The 22,916-nt window shown below is 31.1% G+C and carries 20 protein-coding genes and 1 other annotated feature; of the genes, 4 read left to right on the top strand and 16 right to left on the bottom strand.

Annotated elements, in window-relative coordinates:
• The first annotated feature begins 4 nt into the window (after window positions 1-4).
• Window positions 5-1,153, top strand: coding sequence for a S1C family serine protease (locus tag CKL_RS04015; protein ID WP_011989386.1), 1,149 nt, complete (start codon window positions 5-7; stop codon window positions 1,151-1,153).
• Window positions 1,154-1,209: 56 nt separating this feature from the next.
• Here the strand turns inward: CKL_RS04015 and thiI are convergent, their stop codons facing one another.
• Together thiI and CKL_RS04005 are read right to left on the bottom strand one after the other, a co-directional pair.
• Window positions 1,210-2,355: a tRNA uracil 4-sulfurtransferase ThiI gene (gene thiI, locus CKL_RS04010; protein WP_011989385.1), complete on the bottom strand. Its 1,146-nt coding sequence runs from the start codon at window positions 2,353-2,355 to the stop codon at window positions 1,210-1,212.
• Entirely contained in the window at window positions 2,352-3,488 is a 1,137-nt protein-coding gene (locus CKL_RS04005; protein WP_011989384.1) for a cysteine desulfurase family protein, read from the bottom strand. The genes thiI and CKL_RS04005 overlap by 4 nt, the downstream gene beginning before the upstream one ends.
• A gap of 174 nt (window positions 3,489-3,662) precedes the next feature.
• On the opposite strand from CKL_RS04005, the gene CKL_RS04000 reads away from it, so the two are divergent.
• Window positions 3,663-4,403, top strand: coding sequence for a polysaccharide deacetylase family protein (locus tag CKL_RS04000; RefSeq protein ID WP_011989383.1), 741 nt, complete (start codon window positions 3,663-3,665; stop codon window positions 4,401-4,403).
• Between the two features lie 74 nt (window positions 4,404-4,477).
• On the opposite strand, the gene CKL_RS03995 is transcribed toward CKL_RS04000, so the two are convergent.
• From CKL_RS03995 to CKL_RS03985, 3 genes are all read right to left on the bottom strand, one after another.
• A complete protein-coding gene (locus CKL_RS03995) occupies window positions 4,478-6,127 on the bottom strand; it encodes an ABC transporter ATP-binding protein (RefSeq protein WP_278184434.1) in 1,650 nt (549 codons plus the stop codon).
• 119 nt (window positions 6,128-6,246) lie between these two features.
• Entirely contained in the window at window positions 6,247-8,049 is a 1,803-nt protein-coding gene (locus CKL_RS03990) for an ABC transporter ATP-binding protein (RefSeq protein ID WP_011989381.1), read from the bottom strand.
• Between the two features lie 72 nt (window positions 8,050-8,121).
• Window positions 8,122-8,718, bottom strand: a complete 597-nt coding sequence (locus CKL_RS03985) for a TetR/AcrR family transcriptional regulator (RefSeq protein WP_011989380.1) — start codon at window positions 8,716-8,718, stop codon at window positions 8,122-8,124.
• A 231-nt stretch (window positions 8,719-8,949) separates the two neighbouring features.
• Between CKL_RS03985 and CKL_RS03980 the strand changes: the two genes are divergently transcribed.
• Window positions 8,950-9,270: a DUF3892 domain-containing protein gene (locus tag CKL_RS03980; RefSeq protein WP_242649449.1), complete on the top strand. Its 321-nt coding sequence runs from the start codon at window positions 8,950-8,952 to the stop codon at window positions 9,268-9,270.
• 222 nt (window positions 9,271-9,492) lie between these two features.
• Here the strand turns inward: CKL_RS03980 and CKL_RS03975 are convergent, their stop codons facing one another.
• The 10 genes from CKL_RS03975 to CKL_RS03930 all read right to left on the bottom strand — a co-directional run bounded on the left by CKL_RS03975 (window position 9,493) and on the right by CKL_RS03930 (window position 18,955).
• Entirely contained in the window at window positions 9,493-11,394 is a 1,902-nt protein-coding gene (locus CKL_RS03975; protein WP_012620241.1) for an EAL domain-containing protein, read from the bottom strand.
• A gap of 162 nt (window positions 11,395-11,556) precedes the next feature.
• On the bottom strand, window positions 11,557-12,501 hold the full coding sequence (gene rpsA, locus CKL_RS03970) for a 30S ribosomal protein S1 (RefSeq protein ID WP_011989377.1): 945 nt from the start codon (window positions 12,499-12,501) through the stop codon (window positions 11,557-11,559).
• A gap of 161 nt (window positions 12,502-12,662) precedes the next feature.
• Complete coding sequence (locus CKL_RS03965) at window positions 12,663-13,622, bottom strand: P1 family peptidase (RefSeq protein WP_011989376.1); 960 nt, start codon at window positions 13,620-13,622, stop codon at window positions 12,663-12,665.
• Between the two features lie 88 nt (window positions 13,623-13,710).
• Window positions 13,711-14,304, bottom strand: coding sequence for an ECF transporter S component (locus CKL_RS03960; RefSeq protein ID WP_011989375.1), 594 nt, complete (start codon window positions 14,302-14,304; stop codon window positions 13,711-13,713).
• A gap of 304 nt (window positions 14,305-14,608) precedes the next feature.
• Window positions 14,609-16,126, bottom strand: a complete 1,518-nt coding sequence (locus CKL_RS03955) for a hypothetical protein (RefSeq protein ID WP_011989374.1) — start codon at window positions 16,124-16,126, stop codon at window positions 14,609-14,611.
• Between the two features lie 145 nt (window positions 16,127-16,271).
• The gene (locus tag CKL_RS03950; protein ID WP_011989373.1) at window positions 16,272-16,469 is read right to left on the bottom strand and encodes an alpha/beta-type small acid-soluble spore protein; all 198 of its coding nucleotides are present in this window, start codon (window positions 16,467-16,469) and stop codon (window positions 16,272-16,274) included.
• A 135-nt stretch (window positions 16,470-16,604) separates the two neighbouring features.
• A complete protein-coding gene (locus tag CKL_RS03945; protein ID WP_011989372.1) occupies window positions 16,605-17,120 on the bottom strand; it encodes a tryptophan transporter in 516 nt (171 codons plus the stop codon).
• Window positions 17,121-17,189: 69 nt separating this feature from the next.
• Window positions 17,190-17,435, bottom strand: a binding site (T-box leader).
• A 74-nt stretch (window positions 17,436-17,509) separates the two neighbouring features.
• Entirely contained in the window at window positions 17,510-17,944 is a 435-nt protein-coding gene (locus CKL_RS03940; protein WP_011989371.1) for a CBS domain-containing protein, read from the bottom strand.
• Window positions 17,945-18,139: 195 nt separating this feature from the next.
• Window positions 18,140-18,319: a hypothetical protein gene (locus CKL_RS03935; RefSeq protein WP_011989370.1), complete on the bottom strand. Its 180-nt coding sequence runs from the start codon at window positions 18,317-18,319 to the stop codon at window positions 18,140-18,142.
• Window positions 18,320-18,559: 240 nt separating this feature from the next.
• A complete protein-coding gene (locus CKL_RS03930) occupies window positions 18,560-18,955 on the bottom strand; it encodes an HNH endonuclease (RefSeq protein WP_011989369.1) in 396 nt (131 codons plus the stop codon).
• Between the two features lie 356 nt (window positions 18,956-19,311).
• On the opposite strand from CKL_RS03930, the gene cls reads away from it, so the two are divergent.
• The gene (cls, locus tag CKL_RS03925; RefSeq protein WP_011989368.1) at window positions 19,312-20,742 is read left to right on the top strand and encodes a cardiolipin synthase; all 1,431 of its coding nucleotides are present in this window, start codon (window positions 19,312-19,314) and stop codon (window positions 20,740-20,742) included.
• 169 nt (window positions 20,743-20,911) lie between these two features.
• Here the strand turns inward: cls and CKL_RS03920 are convergent, their stop codons facing one another.
• Window positions 20,912-22,912, bottom strand: coding sequence for a fructose-bisphosphatase class III (locus CKL_RS03920; protein WP_011989367.1), 2,001 nt, complete (start codon window positions 22,910-22,912; stop codon window positions 20,912-20,914).
• Between the last annotated feature and the right edge of the window lie 4 nt (window positions 22,913-22,916).

Below are 22,916 nucleotides of genomic sequence, written 5' to 3'. Positions count from 1 at the left end.
TAACATGAAAAAAAATAAGAACTTTGTAATTTCCCTCATTATAACAATTATTGTTATATGCTGTGGAGTAACATTATGTTTTTTGATACATAAGAATATAAGTCTTAAAACATCTAAGAATTCTTCTAAGTTAGCAGATATAGAAGATGTTTTAAGTAGCTCTAAACCTAAAGACTTAAAGACAATAATACATGAAAATGAAAAACTGGTTGTATCTCTTGATGTGGAAAAAAGCACTGGAAAAGTCACAGGTTCTGGATTTTTATATAATACTAAGGGAGATATAATAACCAACGCCCATGTAATAGACGGTGCCTCTTCTATTACAGTAAAAATGTCTGATACCACTACTTATAAAGGTACTCTTATAGGTAAAAGTGATGTTACAGATGTAGCTTTAGTTAGAGTTGATAAATTAAAAGAAAAAACTCCCATGAAAATCTCAAAATCCAGCAATGTAGATATAGGTGATGAAATAATAGCACTGGGAAGTCCTTTAGGCCTTCAAAATACAGCTACTATAGGTATAATAAGTGGTCTTAACAGAGATTTTTACATAGAAAATTATGAATATAAAGGAGCATATCAAATTTCTGCTCCTATATCCTCTGGCAACAGCGGCGGCCCTCTCTTAGATAAAACTACAGGTGAAGTTATAGGAATAAATTCTGCAAAGTCCGGAAATGAGTCTATAGGTTTCAGTATACCAATAACTCAAATTCTCCCCCTTGTAAATACCTGGTCTGATAACCCTATTGCATATACATCTTCCTCGGAAAATACGGATAAATCCTATACTGAAGAACATTTAAACTTATCTACAGAGGATGCAGCTTATTTGGTTTCCTATTTTTATAACAATATTAATTCCCAAGACTATGTAACGGCCTACTCATTACTAGGTTCCGGCTGGCAGGAAAGTATAACTTATGATAATTTTAGAAAAGATTATATAGAAACCCTATCCGTAAAAATAGATACTATGACCTGTGGTAAACTGGATAACGGAAATATACAGGTATCTACTACCATACAGGCCACTCAAGGAACTAAATCAAATTCAACCGTAAATACATATAATATCATCTATAATGTAGGATATGAAAATAACGTACTTAAAATTTTAAGTGGAAAAACTAATAGCACTAAATAGAGTGTTTAAATGCTTAGAGATGCAGCTCCAAACAAGCTGCATCTCATGATTAAAATTTATATGGATAAAAATTCAGTGTCACAAACGGCTTCTTCCACTAAAACGTCTATATCCAAGTTCTCTTCCGATTTTATTATTTCTTGAAGTCTTGGTTTAGTCTTAGGGTGTTTTGGAACAAATATAGTGCAGCAATCCTCATAAGGTAATATGGAAGTCTCATAGGTACCTATTTCCCTTGCCACTTCCATTATATCTACTTTATCCATGGCAATTAAAGGCCTGAACACAGGCCTATCTGCTGCCTGATTACTTACAACTAGACCCTCCATAGTTTGACTTGCAACCTGCCCTATACTTTCACCTGTAGTTACGGAATTTATATTATACTTATCAGCTATAATGCAGGCTATCCTCATCATGAATCTTCTCATTATTATAGTTAGTTCATCCTTTCTGCACTTTTCAATTATTTGCATCTGTATTTCTGTAAAAGGTGTTATATAAAGATTTATATTTCCCGTATATCCTTTTAATATCCCTGCAAGTTCCTTGACTTTTTCTTTTGCCCTCTCACTGGTATAGGGATGACTGTGAAAATATATACAATTTAATTGAACTCCCCGTCTTGCCATCATATATCCTGCCACCGGCGAATCTATTCCTCCTGAAAGCATAAGCAATGTATTTCCATTAGTACCATAGGGCATTCCCCCTACTGCTTTTATTTTCTTTGAATATACATAAGCTTTATTTCTTATTTCTATATTGACAAAAAAATCGGGATTTTTTATATCTACAGATAAATTGGGGACATTTTGTAAAATATAAGCTCCAATTTCCCTACTCACCTCCATAGATGTCCCTGGAAAACTTTTATCTGCCCTTTTAGTAAGTACTTTAAATGTGCTTCCCTTACTTTCAAGGGCATTTTTAAGTGACTGCTCCTTTATTTTTTCCATATCAGCTTCTACTTCATCTACTACACAAATTTCCCATACTCCAAATACTGATTTTAACTTTTCTATGCCTTTTTCAATGTCACTACATTCTATAAACCATCTTCCTTGATCCATTACAAAATTATATTGTACATCTTTCAGAATATTTTTTATATTGTCTTTTAACTTTTTCTCAAATTTACCTTTATTTAACCCTTTTAAAAATATTTCTGATGCATATTTTACCAGCAATAACCTTTTCATTTACCAACTCTCCTTAAAAATTTTAAAGATTTAATTAATACATCCAAAGTATAGTCTATCTCCTCCAATGAATTATCCTCTGCAAAACTAAACCTTATAGTTCCATCTAATTCTTCTTTTTTTAATCCTATAGCCTTCAATACGTGACTCTCTTCATTATTTCTGGCAGAACATGCAGACCCTGTAGAGACATATATATGTTTTTCTTCCAAAAGATGAAGCAGTACCTCTCCCTTAATCCCTACAAAAGATACACTAAGCACATAGGGGGAATAGTTATCTCCTTCACTATTTATCTTAACTTTTGGAATATCTTTTAATTTATCTATAAAATAATTTTTTAATTTATTTACTTTATTAAAACTTTCTTTTCTATTTTTACATACTTTTTCAGCTGCCTTTGCAAATGCTATAATAGCCGGCAAATTTTCAGTACCCGATCTAAAACCCTTTTCCTGTCCTCCTCCACATATTAAAGGCAGTGGAATAAATCCTTTTCTGATATAGGCAATACCAATTCCTCTGGGTCCATGTATTTTATGTCCGCTTACAGATAACAAATCTATATTGCCTTTTTTTACATCTATTTCATACTTTCCATAACCTTGAACTGCATCTACATGGAATTTTATTCTACTATTTCTCTCCTTTATGTATTTACCTACATATTCAATATTCTGAACGCTTCCAATTTCATTATTGGTATGCATTATACTTACTATATGAGTTTCCTTGGTAATACTTGCATCCAGTTCTTCCAAATCTACTTCTCCCCTGTTATCTACATTTAAATAAGTAACTTTTACCCCTTGCTTTTCTAGCTGTCTACAGGTATTTAAAACACTTGAATGCTCTATTTTAGTTGTTATGATATGTTTACCAGGCTCAATAAAACCTTTTATTAAAAAATTATTACTTTCACTTCCTCCAGAAGTAAATATTATTTCATCTCTACTGCAATTTATAGTATTAGCTATTACATCTCTACTCTCTTTCATCTTTAATTCTGCCTTTAACCCTAAAGAATACGCAGAAGAAGGATTGCCATAATATTCTCTCATAGTATCTACCATAGAGTCTATCACTTCATTATAGGGCTTAGTGGTAGCACCGTTGTCAAAATAAACTTCCACTGTTTTCACTCCTTTTTGTATGTCAAAATAATTAAACAATATAACATATATTATCATACTTATAAACGTAGCAAAACCTATTTTTTAAAGGTTTTTACTTAGGCACTTATAAATTAAGTATAAAAGCAAATACTAATAGGGACAAAATCGCAAAAGCAAAGGAGATATGTTTAAATGAAGATTAAACATTTTTTATTAACTACAATATGCATTTTATATATGGTAATATATTATACTTCTCCTGTAAAAGCCCTTTCAAAAGACTTATTCTGTGCAGAAGATATAACCACTCTTTACCCTAATAAAGTAATTTATCTTACCTTTGATGATGGCCCAAGCAGCACAGTTACAGGTAAAATATTAGATATTTTAAAGGAACAAAATGTAAAAGCCTCTTTTTTTATAATAGGTTATAAAATTGAAGGTAGAGAAGATTTGTTAAAAAGAATGTATAATGAAGGTCACAGTATAGGTCTGCATACATACACCCATAAATGTGGTGTAATATATTCCAGTGAAAATTCTTTTTTAGATGAGATGATAAAAACTGAAAATGAAGTAAAAAAGGTTTTAGGATTTTCTCCTAAAATAATACGTTTTCCCACGGGAAGCAAAAATCATCTTACCGCTTCTCTTCTAGAAAAATTACACACTAATGAATACAAAATATACGATTGGAATCTTTCTTTGTCAGATGGTATAAACTATAGAACATCAGTTGATAAACTCTATAATGAAGCTACAAGAAAATGTGTCAATCCGAATAAAGTATTTCTGCTGGCACACTGTGATGGTACTAATGGAAATACCTGCAGAGCACTTCCTAAAATCATCAAATACTATAAAGATTGTGGTTATGAATTTAAGGCAATTACAGAAAATACTCCAGAATACTATTTTAGAATATCAAAATAGATCAACTAATTTAGAGCTTCAGGTGGAGTTGGTTAATAAATGATACTTTTCTCCACCCAGCCCTTTCATAGCTTTTAATTCACAATACTATCCATCAATCTCCAGCTTCCCGCCCTGCTTTGTTCTTCCCAAAGATGGGCATACATGCCGCCTTTCTTTAGCAGTGTATCATGACTTCCCTTTTCTCTAATCCCTCCATTATCAAGTACAATAATTTGCTGTGCATTTCTGATTGACTGGAGCCTATGGGCAATGACTATCACCGTTTTATTTTCTACAAGCGCACTGATAGCCTGCTGTATAAGTATCTCATTTTCCGGATCAAGGGAGGCTGTGGCTTCATCTAAAAGAACAATAGGTGCATTTTTAAGCAAAGCTCTGGCAATGGAAATTCTCTGTTTTTCCCCGCCAGATAAAGTAGAGCCACCTTCTCCTACCAAAGTATTATAACCCTGTGGCAATGCTGATATAAACTGATGGCATGCTGCTTTTTTTGCCACCTCTACGACCTCATCCATGGCTGCACTGGAGTTACCCATACGTATATTGGACTCAATGGTATCATTAAATAGATATACATCTTGAAATACCATACTTATTTTAGAAAGCAGATCGTCATTTTTTATTTTAGTTACCGGTACATCTCCAATAATAATTTCCCCTTTATCCACATCCCAAAATCGTGCTACAAGCTTTACTATGGTGGATTTTCCTGAACCCGAGGGACCTACTAGAGCTGTCAAACCTTTTGGTGGAATGGAGAAAGAAATATTATGCAATACTTCCTTATCACCATAACTAAAAGAAACATCTTTAAATATAATTTCTGTATCTGATATAGGGAGACTATTTTTAGGCTCTAGCAAAGGCTTTTCATTGTTCAGAATATATATGCGCTGAGCAGAGCCATTAGTTCTGGCATAATCCGCAATAAAAGCAAATACTGTCATAATGGGTTCGTAAATATTTAAAGAAAGGAGTAAAAATACAATATAGTAAAAAGGAGACATGTCTCCGCCTGTTAAAAGCCATACTCCGCACAACATTACTATACCTATGCCGCAATTAAGAACAAATCTTCCAATCATACCAATAGGTGCCGCAGCCAATTCCATACGTTTAGAGTGCTTACTCTGGTTGAGGAAAGTTTCTTTCAAAATACGGAAATGTTCTCCTGCCTGATTGAAAGCCTTCAGGGTTTGAATACCTCCTACATACTCAAGTATACGGGAGGCAGCCTCCTGCTGAGCTTTCAAAAGCTTATCACTTATTTTTCCTATACGCTTGTAACTGATGATAGCAAAGGGAAGTGACATGGGAATTGTTAAAATTACTGCAAGCACCATACGCCAGTCAAAAGCCGATAGTACAATAATAGAAATAATAAGCCGTACCAGAATAACAGAAACTTGAGGAATAAGACCAGAAGCCAAATTTTCCATCTCTGTATAATCTCTAAGCAGCACCGTAGATAAATCACCTGCATCTCGTTTACTAAAAAACCCCATAGATAATGTTCTTAAATGCTCTCCCATGGAAATACGAGCTTTTTTTGTAGTTTGTGCAAATCCTACACAGATTTTAATATAAGTACGCCTTCTTATAAAACCATACACAATAGTTTGAGCCAAAAGTACACCACACAAAATCCAAAGTCGGTTTAACGGAAGCATCTCTGAAGAATGAACCACTGGAATTAAGAGAAGATAGACGGCAAGAATCATAACAGCATAAGGAATAGTCACCACAAAACTATCTAAAAAATTTCACAGAAAAAGTTTTGTATATTTTTTTGTTTCTCCAAAAGTAACAATACTAAACCAAATTTTAAAATTATTCATAATCAAATCACTCCTTTCCTCATAGTCCAACAATGACGACGTTCATTTGCATCTACCATATGGCAATATACATGACACTGTTCTAAAAGTTCTTTATGATCTCCAAAGCCTTTTAATCCACCTTTATCAAGCACCAAAATTTTGTTTCCCTTTTCAATGGATTTAATACGGTGAGCAATTATCAGTATTGTTTTATTTTCAGCAAGACGGGCAAAGGCCTGTTGAATTTTACTTTCATTTTCAGCGTCAGCATAAGCAGTAGCTTCATCTAAAATTACAATAGGAGTATCCTTTAAAAATACCCTCGCAATAGCAATACGCTGTTTTTCTCCCCCTGAAAGATAAACATCTTTCTCTCCCACAACAGTGCTATAACCTTGAGGCAGGGACATAATTACATCATGGATATTAGCATTCTTTGCAGCCTTTTCCACTTCCTTAAAGTCAGCTTTTTCATTACCCATACGGATATTATTCTCAATAGTACCGCGAAAGAGAAAGGAATCCTGAAACACATAGGATATGATGTCCGTCAGCTTTTCCGGTGAAATATCACGGATATCCACTCCACCTATTTTTACACTGCCCTGCTGTGGTTCATAAAATCGCAATAAAAGTTGTGCTAGAGTAGATTTTCCACCGCCAGATGGACCCACCAGTCCATTGATAGTTCCTTCCTTCACCACAAAACTTATATCCTTAATTGCTTGTACATTCTTATTATAGGAAAAAGAAACATGCTCAAAAACAATATCATATGTAGAGGGATTTCTATTTCCAGTATTCTCAAGCTCCGGCTGATTTAAGATTCCATCAATACGTGCCACACCTTCTGTAATTTTTCCACTGTGAATTACCATATTCATCATATTTTCCATAGGTTCTTTCAATCCCCCTCCTATAAGAAAGAACATTAAAAGTATGGGAAGAAAATCCATATAAGATGAGGCAGTGATAGAAATCACCAGTCCTACGGGCAGCAGAAACAAAAGTTGTGCCCCGAAAAAAGCATAGTATGCACCCATTCGAGAAGCAAAATGATAGGCAGTATGCTCCACAGTATTCACATATGCAGATATATTTTCCTCAAATTGATGAAAAGCACTAAGGGTACGGTTGAAAATTTTAATAACAGGCATTCCATGTATATACTCTACAATAGTTCCTTCCATTTTCTCCTTAGTATCATGCATATCCTTTTGTGTTTGTGCTCCTTTTGGGTTTTTTAAGCCACTGCTCAATAGAAATAGAGATACAAAAATAGGTATTAGTGTTACAAAGGCCAGCCGCCAATCTATAATGAATAGGTAGATTAGTGTAAACAAAGGTGTGGCTATTGCAGCAGCAATATCTATAACATGGTGGCCAACAAACACTTCAATCTGCTCTACATCATCGGAAATGACTTTTTTAATAGCTCCCTGTGTAGTTCCAGTAAAAAAACCAGATGGAATACGTCCAAGTTTATTTATAATCTGTACCCTTAGTTCATATATAATATCATAGGCAGAGCCATGAGCCAGTACTGAGGATGAAAAAGCACAAATTCCATATATCAGTGCTGCTCCAAAAGTAATAAAAACCATTTTGTAAATTGTTTCTATATTCATACTAGAAGGTAATGTATAGTAAACTAAAAGTTCTTTTATCACCTCGTAAATAGTAAAAAAAGGAACCATTCGTGCTGCAGATGATAACACCGACAAAAAGCATGCAAATATTAATTTTTTCTTTTTAGCACCTGCAAGCTCCATCAAACGGGATAAACCTGCTTTCTTCTTGGCAGAAGCATCTCTTTTTTTCATAATAATATCTACTCCTTTCGTAACAAATGATCTGGAAAAGTTGTAATACTCTAACTTTTTGTGAAAAGAGAACTAGTTTGTATTCTCTTTAAAGATACAGGAGAATAACAGATTATACATTTGCTCCAAAGTCCTTTCCAGGGCATCTTGATGAAGTTCTTCCTTTCCCATCATTGAAAGTGCCATAATTTTAATAAGATTAGCTACCACTTTGTAATCTATATCTTCCCTAACTCCCTCCATGTGTCCAAACAAACCATCCATGACCTTTTTTTCAGCATTAAAGTCTATTACATATTCAGGTGGAAGTGCTGCTTTTAATTTATCAATGTCCTCCATGGTGAGATATTTATAAATACTATTTTCACTAAATATAATTTTTTTCAGAAATTCTTTGCCCTCTGACATACTCATTCTGTCCCTATCTCCTAATATATCCGTGAAAAACTGTTTTGCCCTGTCTCTTTGGTACTTTATAATTTCACATATAAACATCTCTTTAGAATGAAAAAAATTATAAAAAGTACTTTTCCCCAAACCTACGGCTTTAGTAACTTTTTCTACAGAAGCATGGGTCATGCCATATTCTTTTACCAATAAAAATCCGGCTTCCAGCATCTGAATTTTTACATTTTCTCTTTCCTGAATATCAAATATTTTAGGCGACATATTTACATCTCCTTATGCGAATATTTTTTTATTTTATATGACTATTTTAATCATTATAGTCGTATAAATATTATCATATATATTCTCTAATGTCAAAGTTAAATTTTATAGTACATATTTCCATTTAATAAACTCCTTGAAAATTTAAAAATTACTTAAATTATTACAGTTAGAGTATATTGGATGCCTCTAGAAAAATGTTATAATAGTGTAATGAGAGGAGATGATAGTATGGAATATGGAATTATTAAAGTAGAATATGAAAATTATAATTGTACTAAAGGTGATGCACATATCACAAAAGTTAGAGTTTGTGAAGTAACGGGAGAAGATAAATTTAGTGATAACTTCCAGGATCAACCGATAGAAGAAGTTATAGAAAATATTAAAAAGGGTGATAAATATATAACATTAGTAAGCACTGGTTATAAGACCTGGAAAAGAGGAGCAGAAATTATATTAAAAGAATTTATAACTACAAGACCTGATATTGATCGAGGAAGTGATCTGGAAAGTTTACCATTAATTCCCTATGATATATGGGAATTATAAAGGATTTCCATTTGTATTTTCTCATTCATAGTAATTTAAACAAAGATCCCCTATCCAAAAAAATAGAGGATCTTTATAATTGCAGAATAGACTATAACACAACACATTTATCCGAACGGCTGCCATTGCCAATACTCCTATCTTCTTCAAAGAGGGAGATAACCGTGGCTAACGCACCTTAAAATTACATGATAATATAATCACTTCTTTTCAGTTTAAGAATCATATTGCAGATTGTTTTTTAAATAAAGTTTCTATATGTTCTGAAGGCATAGGTTTTCCAAAGTAATATCCTTGAATTTTATTACAATTTTTTCCCCTCAAGGATTGTATTTGTTCCTCTCCCTCCACCCCTTCTGCTACTACTTCCAGTTCCATCCTATGGGCTAGCTTTATTATTTCTTCTGTTATAATATCTTTATAAGAATCTTTACATATTCCATCTATAAAAGTTTTATCAATCTTAAGAGTATTTATGGGAATACTCTTCAAATAGTTTAAAGAAGAATATCCGCTTCCAAAATCATCCAATGCTACCCTTATGCCCATACCTTTAAGTTCATTTATAACTTTTAAATTTCCCTCAAGGGATTCCATCATAACACTTTCAGTTATCTCTATTTCCAGATGTTGTGACTCCAACTGAGTTTCTTTTAGAATCTTTTTTACTATACTTAGAAAATTTTTATCTTTCAATTGTATGGGGGAAACATTTATGGATATAAAATCATAGGGATATCCCTTATTCTTCCACACTTTATTTTGCATACAAGCAGTCTTAAGAACCCATTCTCCTATAGGTACTATAAGTCCTGTTTCTTCCGCCAGACTTATAAAATCTAAAGGCATAACCCATCCCAACTTTGGATTTTTCCATCTGATTAAAGCTTCAAAACTTACGGCCTTTCTAGTCTTTAAATCTACCTGGGGCTGGTAGTATAAAATAAGTTCATTATTCTGTACCGCTCTTCTTAACTCTTTTTCCATTTCTGCCTTTTTTAAAATTTCATCATACATGGATTTTTCAAATAGTTTATATGAATTTTTTCCCAGCAGTTTGGTTTTATTTAAAGCTATATCTGTATTTCTAATCAATGTAGTAAACTTATCTCCATGCTTGGGATAGACTGTTATACCTATACTAACTGATATCAATATTTCATTTCCATCTAAATTCCAAAGTCCACTTATGGTATTTAAAATATACTGAGCTGTATTATTTAAACTCTCTACACTTTCACATTTATCCTTTAAAATCAAGAATTCATTTCCAGAAGATCTTGAAACCATTCCCATATGTAATGAATTTAAAGTATTTCCTATTTCTCTTAGTAATTTATCTCCATATTCATACCCAAATATATCATTTACATTTTTAAAATTATCCAAATCTATTTGAAATATGGAGAACCCTTCATCAGGATTCTCTTTAATTCTATTCTCAACCTCTATACCAAAAAAATTCCAATTTGGTAGTCCTGTTAACTGATCATAATAGGCTATCTTTTCAATTTCATAATATTGAGATCTTAATTCATTTTGTGCTATACTCAACCGTTTATATACATTTGAAAGCTTTCTGTAACTTTGATTTAACATTTCATTTTTATCTAAATCTTTAATAATTTTATCTCCTATTTTGCCTAATATTAAAGAAGAACTGCAAAAAAATTTAATAATCTTTTTTAATTTTCTCCACCCTATAACAGGTATTTTTTCTATGTTCACTAAGCACTCTTGTTTATGAGAATCATTGAAATTTAGCCATCTTTTAAAGGATTCTCTATGACTTTCTCTAAAAAATATCGGACTTAGAAATATAGTTCCAACATGTTTTTTTATCATAAATATAGGTATACCTACATAAACCAATCCATTATTGCATTTATGAATTGCCACCTTTTTTCCCCTATTAATTTGATTGAGTATATTCAAATGACAATCATTGCTTTCTAAGTTATTAAATATACTATACTCGGAAACCATATTTATTATTTCTCCTTGAATGTCTTCAATAACACATGCTACTCCTGTCATATTATAGATACTTTCCATGAAATCTTTAAGTTCAGATATATTTAGCATATCTGAAACTCTATAATCCATATTAACACCAACTTTCATCTATCACTACACTTCTTCTCTATTCAATAATACATATAAAACTACATATTTTACAACATTTTATTACATAATTATTCATCCATTCTAAATTTTTTATTCTAAACTTTAAGCATTAATATTTATCATAGATTATATAATTAATTTGAAAAAATTAATTATCTTTTAATTAAATTTCATATCTTTTAGTTTATCCTTAAATAGATCTCCTAATGTAATTTTATCACTATCTTTATCTAAATATTCTTTATACTCCTTAAAATTTGGAGAAAATTTATCCTGAGCTTCTTTTATACTCAATGATATCCTACTGGCTTTTTCATCTATATTAAGTATTTTTACTTTTACCTTATCCCCCACTCTTAGAACTTCTTCGGGTGTGGTAATATGTTCTTGCGATATCTCAGATATGTGAACCAAGCCTTCAATCCCAGGTTCAATTTCTATAAAAGCACCTATATTTATAACTTTACTTACTATTCCATCCACTATATCATTTGATTTATACTTTTTGCCTATGTTCTCCCAGGGACTATTTAATGTTCTCTTTATGGAGAGAGAAATTCTATTCCTATCTTGGTTCAAGTTTAATACATAAACTTTCAATTTATCTCCCACAGATACCACTTCTGAAGGATCTTTTATTTTTTTCCATGACAATTCAGATATATGGACAAGTCCTTCTACACCACCTAAATCTACAAAAACCCCAAAATTTGTTATTCTGCTTACCCTGCCTTCTATCTTGTCTCCTTTTGATATAGTACTCCATAATTTTTTTGACATTTCTTCAAGTTCTAGTTTTTCAACTTCTTTTCCTGACAATACAATTTTGTTTTTACTTTTATCTAATTGTATCAACTTTACCTTTAAAGTTTTACCAATAAATTCTTTAAGGTCATCTGTATACTTTACCGAAATATGAGAAGCAGGTATAAAAGCCCTAAGCCCATGTAAATCTGCTATAAGTCCTCCTTTAACTAATTCTTTTATAACCACTTCAAAAATATCTTCATTCTTAAATTCATTTTCAAGTTTGCTCCATACAGACTCCATATCAGTTTCATTTATTATTCCATCTACTGAATTTGTCTGATCATTATTTATCATAAATCCCATCTCCTTTTATCTATATTAATGCAATTATAAGTTATATTTTATCATAAATATAGGGTTTCCTGTTCAAAACTTAACTCATATACATTTTTTATTCTTTATTAGCAATGTTTCGTCAAAAAATTGCAATTAAAAAATTGCAAAAATACCACAAATTAGATATTCTTATAACTTTTATAGCCTAAGACAGATTCAGAACTTTTTATAGCATTTATAATGGCTGTTTCCATAACTTGTGCAGATAAAAAGCCCACCACACTCAAATCTGCTTCTACTTTTCCTGTAGCCATAGAAAAAATAGTATCTCCATCAAAGATAGAATGAGCAGGTCTCATAGCTCTAGCATAGCCATTATGCGCCATGGAGGCAATTTTATTCATTTCTGATTTTGTAAATTTTCCGTTATTCACAACAACTCCAATAGTAGTATTTCTATTAAATAAATTTTTCTTCTCATAATATGTTTCAAGCATTATATTTTCTGTATTTGCAAAAGATTTTTTATCTTCATTTAAAGCCCCTGCTATTATATTTCCAGTTTTACTATCTATCACATCTCCAAGACAATTTACAGCTACTAAAGCTCCAACTTTCAGATTCCCTACTTGAATTGCAAAAGAACCGAGCCCTCCCTTCATTGAATATTCACTTCCTTTTATTTTGCCTATAGTTGCTCCAGCCCCGGCTCCAATATTACCATTTTCACATAAGTTTAATTCAGAATTTATGCAGGCTTCATATCCCATAATTTTATCTGGTCTTATAGTAAAATCTCCTATGGCAAGATCAAATAAAACCGCTCCACAAACTATGGGTACTTTTGTAACGGTTACATCAAATCCTATATTTTTCTCTTCTAAATACTGCATTACACCACTTGATGCATCTAACCCAAAAGCACTTCCCCCTGCAAGGATTACTGCATGAATTTTATCTACCAAATTTACCGGATTCAAAAGATCTGTTTCTCTGGTACCTGGAGAACCCCCTCTTACATCAACTCCAGCTGATGCTCCCTCTTCACATATAATCACAGTACACCCTGTAGGCCCATTTAAATTTTGTGCATTTCCTACTTTAATTCCTTCTATACTATTAAACAAAATACTTTTCATTTTTTCCTCCTACTATTAAAACCCTAAGTCTATTCAGACTTAGGGTGATTTTTTAACCTAACTTTTAATTTAATCATAAACTATTTAATTAATTATGTCTAATTTTATTTACTGCAGTAATAACAGATACCGTAATAATTACAGATAAAATCATCTCTGGTATACCATTAGTAAAGGCCACCGCCAATATACCTTTCTTTGCAGCACCTAAACTTATATTTAAAGCCTTTGCATAAGGTTCTAAATATATAAGGTACATCATTCCTAAAACCCCTACAGTATTTACCATGGAGCCAACCGCTGCAGCTATTCCCATAGGTATGACTTTTCTATTTTTATTGCTGATAGCCTTGTATAAATAATAAGATGCTAGTCCTATTAATATCCTTGGTAAAACTGATACCAATGGATTTATAAAAGCAAAAGAAACTGGCGTGGGTGCCGTTATAGACTGAATTATACTAAATATACCAAAAATAAGTCCAACCATGGCCCCTACTAAAGGACCCTCCAAAATAGCTCCTATTATTACAGGAACATGCATTATAGTAGCTTTAACTGGCGGAATAGGTATAAATCCTAATCCAGTTAACCCAAGCATAATAGAAATTCCAGACAGCATACCAATTACTGTAATCTGCTTAACATTAAATTTTAATCTTGTTCTTATTTGTCTCTCCATTAGTTTTCTCCGTTGTTATTCTATTTTAAGATACAACACGGAACCTCCTTTATAAATTTAGTTCAGTTTTTCTAGAAATACTGACAACTTTATTTTATCACGTAAAAAAAAAAGTTCAATATATTAGTTAAAAAAAACACAATTATTTTATATATAAAGTCATAATTATCTATATTTTTAGCTTTATACAGGGGTGAAATCGTTGTTATTTTTATATTAAAGCATTACATGCCATTAATATGAGTAATGTACTTGTATATTAATTAACAACTTTCTTCAATTATCCTAACTAATTCGATGATATCTAATCTCTTTTTATAGGAAACCCTTCCCTAAAATAATCCCTAGGATATAGTATATCTATTACCTTTTTTTTGCTTATTCTTCCATCTTTCATAAATACCTCCGGTATTCCTTTAAGGCATACTCTTATATTTTTTTCTAAAAATATGTCAAGCACATTTCTTATACATTCTACTACAGAGTGATTTTTCGATCTTCTCATGTATTTATATATATTTTGTCCTGTTAGCCAGTCTTCTCCTCTATATTTTTCATCATAATTTATCACAGTACATTTCAATTTATTTTTATCATTTCCAGATATAGAAGACATAAAAAATGTTTTTACCATTATATCATCCAAAGGTAGGCTATATCCTGCAAATATTATATGTTTTGCATTTTTCATAAGTAGTCCCATTTCAGTTTTTAATTCTTCTAAAGCTGCCACATTTTTTTGCTTTGAAAGACTCTGTATTATAAGTGTCATATCATAGGGATAGGTTATCTGTCCACAATAGGGACATTCTATGGCACCTTTTTTATATTTATTCTCTTTATGTGTTTTATATTTCCAGTTTTTTTGTAAATCTTGTAAAATAGAAGGTCCAAAAATTTCTGTGGATAACCTATCCCATTTTTCTTCAAAGGTAATTATAGATTTACCACACTCCGGGCAAATTCTAGAACCAAACATACCATGTGGAAATAATACTTTGCCTATCCTGGCTATTCTAGACGGATAATTATAATCATTAATACTTCTACATTGAGATTCATCTGAAGTATACCATATCTCAGATTCATCTCCATCTAAATAGTTTGAGGCCACTTTTGTGCCAAAATCATCATATAATTGTAGTTCCAACCCATCTTTAAAACATATAGGATTTTTATTTTCTTCTTTATGTACATTAAATATATTCCAGAGTATTAAAGGATCCCAGTTGAATGATATTATGGCATAGGAATAAAGATAGAATCTTCTTGTGTCTCTTTTATATCCCCTATCTTCAAATGCCCTTGCTTCTTCCACCATGAGTTCTGTGAGAATTTTAGCAAATTCATAATATGGTTCTATTTTCTTTTTATCTACATATCCTGGTGTTTTCTGTACACTTAGCCTTTCCAATTCCTCAATAAGCAATATGAGGCATCTCTTTGCGGCTTTTACCCTTTCTACCCTTAAAAATTGTGTTCTGCCATCGCAAAATGCATTGAATCCCATATCGTTCTCAATGAGTTGATCTAACATAGTGAAAAGATCATGCATATTAAATTTATTATTGGTACTTATTATAATATCAAGCGCCTTTAAATCATATATTCTAGAAATCATTGGATCCTTTATTAAATCTTCTGTTACTAATTTTTTAAATGCATCGGCTAATTTTTTATCTTTATCCTTTAAAAAAGAAAAATCATTATTGCTGATATCTAAAATTAATTTTATCAATTCTTTTGTTGCATGAAGTCCTAAATTCTTGGTAGCACCAGCTCCCCAAAGTATAACTGTTTCAGGCCAATATTTTTCAGGCATAATTATATTCTCCCTCCATAATCAAGTAATTCTAAAATTCATACCTTAATATATAATAGATATATTTTATATACATGTAAATATGTGAATGAATAAATTAAGACCGGGCGTTAAATCCCACCCGGCCATTTTTATAACAGTTACATTACTTTAAGTCATGCTCATAAGCCTCTACCATCTTTTTTACCATCTGTCCTCCTACGGAACCTGCTTCTCTAGATGTGATATCTCCATTATAGCCCTCTTTTAAGTTTACTCCTACTTCTTTTGCCGATTCTATTTTAAATCTATCTATAGATGCTTTCGCTTCTGGAACTAATACTTTGTTTCTTCTACCTGCCATTATTAATCACTCCTTAATAAATTAGATAGATTTCATTTAATCACTGTACAAATAAAGTTTACGCAGTTTTTAAATTAATATTCTATAAAATTAATACCAAAAAAGTTAACATCATAAGTAATATACACTCTGTATCTATGCTTGTTTAATAGAACCTCTTTTTAAAGCTACATTTATAATATTAAATAAGATTGCACCTACTACAGTATTTACCACCGCTGCAGGTAAAACTACTGATAAAAACATTACACTAAATCCAGCATCAAGTCCCATGGTAATCAAAATTACCGTTAAAAATGTAGAACCACTGACTATAGTTCCAAGCGCAGTAATTACTATAATATTTATTTGATTGTTTAATTTATCTCTAAATGGTTTAAAAAGTAAAAACATTACATTTATAGTTATTATCTTATCTATTACATTGGCATATTGTCCCCCTGGAAAAGTTGTAGTTGCTGCAGCCAAAATACCTGCTACAATACCTGCCGCAAGACAGGTTTTATATTCTCTATTGAATATAAGTATTACAAAAAGCATGGCCAGTGAAACATCTGGCTTCATTCCAAGTATAAGAGGAGGTGCAATCTGATGTAATACAGCACCTATAGCAAGTAATATAGAATTTATAATCATCCTTTTTAAATTCATGAATAACACTCCCTTAAATTATATTAAATACAAGTTAAATTTAAATAAAATAAAAAATCCCCATCCTAAAACTAGGACGGAGATATCACCCGCGGTACCACCTAAATTGTGCTTTTTAAAACACCTCTTTATCAGACACTAACATGTCCTATCCGCTGTAACGTACGGCTAACGTTAACCACTACTCTCTATACACATAGATTTCAATTTACTCCTCTTAGGCCCATTCACTACAGGTTGTAATATTGAGATTCCACCTTCCTCAACTCTCTAGAATTCAACAACATAGCTACTATTCCTCGTCAAAGGATTTACTAATTAAATTATTAACATAATATCACTTAAATATTATGCTGTCAATAACTATTAACAACTAAATTTCAAAATATTTATCTCATATTTAAAGTAAAATTACAATTTTTATCAAACAATTCCCTGTAACAGTAATTTATTATATCACTTCGCTTGATAATTCCTATGAAGACATCATTATCATCTATCACTGGTACAAAATTTTGATTAACAGCTAAAGATACCAGATCTTCCATGTTGGAATTAATTCTAACAGGTTTATTATTCATATGTCTTGGAATCTCCTTTAATAGTATTTTGCTTGTATTTTTAAAGTTAAACTCCTGAGTATCTTTTAATTTCCACAATAAATCTCCTTCTGTAAGAGTACCTACATACTTGCCCTTGTTATCAATAAGTGGAATGGCTGTATATCTGTATTTTTCCATTCTCTCAAGTGCTTGTCTCATAGATGAATTAAGAGTTTCACAGACTACATCCTCTTTAGGTGTGAGAAAAAATGCTATATTCATATATTTTCTACTCCTTAATATCACATAATTTATACATTTAAGGCTAAATGTTTTATTTAACCTGCCCTAACAAATAAAATATACCCTTATAATCAGAAAATTATTCACTAAGTACATAACTTAAGTTTCATAAGCCAGACCAATTATTTACTTTAAACTATGAATCAAAAATTTTAATTGGCCTAGTCTTCACTATTATCTGGAACATTCAGCCTCTACTTGAAGTAATTTTCTAAGTACTTCTTCTATATTATCTTCCAATTCCTCATCAATGTTTAAATTATCTTCATTGACCGCCTCTATTGCAAGTTTTAAACCTTTAGTTATATTACTTATTTCCTCTAGTGTTAACAACATAAGTATATTCTCTTTCATGTTAATAACCCCCTTATCTAACTTAATCTTTTAGAAAGTGACCTGTATCTATTATCCCTTTTATAACATTTCGTAAAATTTAAGTTAATATAAAGTGCCTATTTAGAGATAATTTTATTAATAGCACTGATAAATATAAATTTTATAATAAATAATCCCTTAAAAAGCATTATTTGTCATCTATATTTAATCTCTACTTAATAATATAACAATTTATAAAATAAATTTTCAAAGAACTGTTTAAAAATTAGCTGTAAAATCATAATATTCTTCCATCATATATTCTGTGTATATCTTGTTGCCCATAAGTCTATATATAATATCAATACTTTTATATCCCTCTTTATACAGCTTATAATCCTTAAAAAGCTTTTTTAATATTCTTTTATTAATTTGGAGAAGGGTAATTAATTCATCCAACCTATAAAATTTCTTACAAAGTAATTTTTCAAGTTGCTTTTGCATTTCTAGTTTATATTCCAGATCTACTTTTTTATTTTTATGAGGTCCGTTTTTTCCTCTATGATGTTCTGAACAAAGATATTTAAAATTTAAAGGAAAATCTAATCCTCCTTGACTCCTATAAACTATATGATGTTTATCTGCCGGTTTTCCACATATCTGGCATTTTAACAATTTTTCCCCTCCCAATTTATATTGGATTTTCATTATAATTTATATTATTATTATATCACAGCTTTTGCTCTATTACACTTATAAAAAATCATGAATTTTATTTAAATTTTTATAAAAATTTATGATAATTTTACATTTCATGGTAATGATTTTATATCAACATTGTATTGTAAAGTTTATAGCTCTATTTCACTAAAACTACTATCAATTTTATATTAATAGTGTATATTATTAATTAGATGATAATATATTAAATTCTTAGTATTATATATAAATACAGAAGAAATGGATTACATATCTTTTCTTATAGTGTTTAAATTAAAATAGCCTGTTTTGTAGAAAGAGGTGATAAAAATATGAGAAATATCCTCTATTTTGTGATTATAATAAATGCCATATTATCTGTAACAGTTATAATCTTAGAGAGAAAAAACCCTGAAAAAACAATTGCATGGTTATCGGTTTTTATAGTACTTCCTGTTCTAGGACTAATAGTATATATATTTTTAGGACGCAACTGGAAAAAACACAAGCTTCACGAAGAAACAAACATAAATATAGAAGAATTAATATATGAAGCCATAAAAGACATAAAAGACAATACCTATACTCCTTTAATTGAACTTCTTTCTAAAAATAGCGAATCCCCGTTATTTACAAATAACTCTATAAAAATCTTTAAAGATGGAATAGAAAAATTCCAATGCTTAAAAGCAGAACTTTTAAAAGCACAGCACCACATTCATATAGAATACTTTATAATTAAAAATGATAATATAGGAAATGAAATAAAAGATATTCTAATAGAAAAATCTTTAAGTGGTGTAAATGTAAGACTTATTTTAGACAGAGTCGGTTGTATACGATTAGGTAGAAAGTATATAAGTGATTTAAAAGATTCAGGTGTAGACGTAGTCCAATATTCCTACTTTTTAGCTCCAATTTTGAGACATATAAATACCCAAATAAATTATAGAAATCACAGAAAAACAGTAGTAATTGACGGCAAGGTAGGATTTGTAGGAGGAATAAACATAGGAGATGAATACCTAGGTCACAGCAAATATGGCTACTGGCGTGATACACATATAATGGTGGAAGGTGATTTCGTATTTGGGCTGCAGGCAGTCTTTATAGACGATTTCGCCACCATAAAATCAGCTAATAAAGACTATTTTTTCTATGATGGGAACTTTGAAGAGTTTTTTCCTGAACTATCAAATGATACTACGGGAAATAAATTAATGCAGCTTGTAAAAAGCGGACCCGATTCTCAATTTCCTGCTATTGAACAGGCAATTTTAAAAATGATAAGTATGGCGAAAGACCATATTTATATAACAACGCCTTATTTTGTACCTACAGAAAGCATATTAAATGCACTTAAAATTTCATCATTAAGCGGCGTAGATGTACGTATTATATTTCCTGGCAGATTTGATCACATACTAGTATATTATGCTTCCCGGACTTATTTAGAAGATGTTCTTAAAAATGGAGTAAAAGTTTATTTTTATGATAAAAATTGTTTTATACACTCTAAAACCACCTCCATAGATGGTAAGGTGTGCAGCATTGGTACTGCCAATATGGACATAAGGAGCTATGAATTGAATTACGAGATAAATGCAATGATTTACGATGAGGAAACTACAGAAGAACTTGAAAACTTATTTTTTGAAGATATTCGAAACAGCAAAAGAATTACCCAAGAGTATTTTGATAATTTATCCCCCTTTATTAAGTTCTTTGAAGCTTTTTGCAGAATATTCTCCTCACTATTATAAAAATGATTCTTATGTTCAGGCGGAGTTTGCTATAAAGAAATGCTTTTCTCCGCCTGAACATAAGAAGAACTTATAAAGGTTCACAGCAGTATTTATCCTCCTCTTTGAAGAAATCGGGGGATTTCAGCTGATTTTATCATCAAACTACGGAGTTATATTTTTCACGTCTTTACTCTAATTCATTATTGTCTTCCTTGATTAATCCTTTTCTATAGGCAATTAAAAGTTTTTCAAGATCTGCTACCTGTGTTCTGATTTTTGTACCTACATCTGTATCCATTACCCTCTTTCTCCTGGCAGCATGTTCTAAAATTATTGTAGAAGATAATATATCCTTGTCCTCTTCTATGGCATTTTTTATAGCAGAAAAAGGCTCATGAGAAGTAAGTAATAATCCATAAGAATTATATATAAGGGTATATCCTGCAATACCTGTTTCAGGCTGATATGCCTTACAGAATCCTCCATCTATTACAAGCAGCCTTCCATTTGCTTTTATAGGACTTTCTCCCTCTTTAGTCTTTACAGGAATGTGACCATTTATAATATGAGAACTATCTGGAGATAAATTGAACTCTTTTAATATATTTCTGCAAACTTCTTCATCATCTCTGTATTTATAATAATAATTTTTTTGTTCATAATGTGAGGCTTTTTCACTAATAAAATATCTTTCAAAAGTTGTCATTCTTATTTTTCCAAATACAGGTGAATCTTCTCCACACCACATATACCACATCATATCCATTCCATATTTCTTATTATAAGTATTATGTTTAAAGAAAAATGAATCTCTAGCAACACGATCATATCTATCAAGAAGTTCTTTTCCACTGTAGTTTATTTTTCCTATCTTAACTTCTTTAAGACTTCCATCTTCATTTAGCGGTATACAGCCATGATATAAAAGATTAGAATTATAAATCAAATACATACTTCCTTTACTATACAAAAATCTAATATGTCTTTGGAGTTTTTCACTGTTTATAAAAGAATTAGTTAATTTATCAATAATCTCCTCTTCTCTGGCTGTAAGCTTATAGGGATCATTCCAGTCTATTGTAGGAAAATTAGTGTCATTTAATTTATAGGTATTTCCATATACATTTATTTCCCATTTTTCCACATCTATTTTATCTAACAGAAGCCTGTCTTCCATTTTAAATTCAGGTCGTCTTTTTATTATTTGTCCTTCTAATTTAAACTGCATTATGGCTATAGCCTTATGCATTTTTGCCAGCAGATACAGCTCATTTTCACTTATTTCTTTATCTAAGGTTTTAGGAATAAACCTTTTACAAGGATCATCCTGATAAAATTCTAAAGCAAATGTTGCAAGTGGCAGCAAATTTATTCCATACCCATCCTCAATAGTTTTTAAATTAGCATATCTTAACGATATCCTAAGTACATTAGCCATACAAGCTTCACATCCAGAAGCCGCTCCCATCCAAAGCACATCATGGTTTCCCCATTGTATATCTACAGAATGATGTTTCATAAGGGCATCCATTATAATTTCCGCACCTGGTCCTCTATCATATATATCTCCGATAATATGAAGCCTGTCTACTACCAACCTTCGTATTACATTTGACATAGCTATAATAACTTCAGGTGCCCTATCTATCTCTATTATAGTTTTTATTATTCCACTATAATAGGCTTGTTTATCTGATCTATCATCCTGTTTATTGAGCAGTTCTTCTATTATATATGAAAAGTCCTTTGGAAGAGCTTTTCTCACTTTAGATCTAGTATATTTAGATGCTACATCTCTACATACTTCAATCAACTGATACAAAGTTATCCTGTACCAGTCCTCTAAGTTTTCTTCTTTTTCTTTAATAATCTCTAATTTCTTCTCTGGATAATATACTAAAGTAGCCAAGGCAGCCTTTTGTTCTTCTCTAAGTGAATCTCCAAATACATCATCTATTTTTCTTTTTATCACTCCAGATGCATTCCTTAACATATGCGTAAAAGATTCATATTCTCCATGAACATCACTTATGAAATGTTCAGTAGCTTTAGGTAAATTTAATATAGCCTGAAGATTTATAATTTCCGTACTTGCACTAGATATTGTAGAGTATTCTTTAGATAATAATTTAAGATATCTTAAATCTTTTTCTATTACATCTAAATTATTCTCATCATAGAAAATCATTCTC

Source organism: Clostridium kluyveri DSM 555 (assembly GCF_000016505.1).
Lineage (GTDB): Bacteria > Bacillota > Clostridia > Clostridiales > Clostridiaceae > Clostridium_B > Clostridium_B kluyveri.
The sequence above is the reverse complement of the archived record's forward strand: the minus strand, read 5'-3'. Positions and strand labels throughout refer to the sequence as shown.

What these genes read in the sequence shown, in the direction of transcription:
- CKL_RS03975 (WP_012620241.1), bottom strand. Translation starts at nt 11,394, where the DNA reads ATGAAAGTTGGTGTTAATATGGATTATAGAGTTTCAGATATGCTAAAT.
- CKL_RS03965 (WP_011989376.1), bottom strand. Translation starts at nt 13,622, where the DNA reads ATGAAAAGTATTTTGTTTAATAGTATAGAAGGAATTAAAGTAGGAAAT.
- CKL_RS03990 (WP_011989381.1), bottom strand. Translation starts at nt 8,049, where the DNA reads ATGAAAAAAAGAGATGCTTCTGCCAAGAAGAAAGCAGGTTTATCCCGT.
- CKL_RS03920 (WP_011989367.1), bottom strand. Translation starts at nt 22,912, where the DNA reads ATGATTTTCTATGATGAGAATAATTTAGATGTAATAGAAAAAGATTTA.
- CKL_RS04000 (WP_011989383.1), top strand. Translation starts at nt 3,663, where the DNA reads ATGAAGATTAAACATTTTTTATTAACTACAATATGCATTTTATATATG.
- CKL_RS03935 (WP_011989370.1), bottom strand. Translation starts at nt 18,319, where the DNA reads ATGAAAGAGAATATACTTATGTTGTTAACACTAGAGGAAATAAGTAAT.
- rpsA (WP_011989377.1), bottom strand. Translation starts at nt 12,501, where the DNA reads ATGATAAATAATGATCAGACAAATTCAGTAGATGGAATAATAAATGAA.
- CKL_RS03940 (WP_011989371.1), bottom strand. Translation starts at nt 17,944, where the DNA reads ATGAATATAGCATTTTTTCTCACACCTAAAGAGGATGTAGTCTGTGAA.
- cls (WP_011989368.1), top strand. Translation starts at nt 19,312, where the DNA reads ATGAGAAATATCCTCTATTTTGTGATTATAATAAATGCCATATTATCT.
- CKL_RS03960 (WP_011989375.1), bottom strand. Translation starts at nt 14,304, where the DNA reads ATGGAGAGACAAATAAGAACAAGATTAAAATTTAATGTTAAGCAGATT.
- CKL_RS03995 (WP_278184434.1), bottom strand. Translation starts at nt 6,127, where the DNA reads ATGATTCTTGCCGTCTATCTTCTCTTAATTCCAGTGGTTCATTCTTCA.
- CKL_RS03945 (WP_011989372.1), bottom strand. Translation starts at nt 17,120, where the DNA reads ATGAATTTAAAAAGGATGATTATAAATTCTATATTACTTGCTATAGGT.
- CKL_RS03980 (WP_242649449.1), top strand. Translation starts at nt 8,950, where the DNA reads ATGGAATATGGAATTATTAAAGTAGAATATGAAAATTATAATTGTACT.
- CKL_RS03955 (WP_011989374.1), bottom strand. Translation starts at nt 16,126, where the DNA reads ATGCCTGAAAAATATTGGCCTGAAACAGTTATACTTTGGGGAGCTGGT.
- CKL_RS03985 (WP_011989380.1), bottom strand. Translation starts at nt 8,718, where the DNA reads ATGTCGCCTAAAATATTTGATATTCAGGAAAGAGAAAATGTAAAAATT.
- thiI (WP_011989385.1), bottom strand. Translation starts at nt 2,355, where the DNA reads ATGAAAAGGTTATTGCTGGTAAAATATGCATCAGAAATATTTTTAAAA.
- CKL_RS04015 (WP_011989386.1), top strand. Translation starts at nt 5, where the DNA reads ATGAAAAAAAATAAGAACTTTGTAATTTCCCTCATTATAACAATTATT.
- CKL_RS03950 (WP_011989373.1), bottom strand. Translation starts at nt 16,469, where the DNA reads ATGGCAGGTAGAAGAAACAAAGTATTAGTTCCAGAAGCGAAAGCATCT.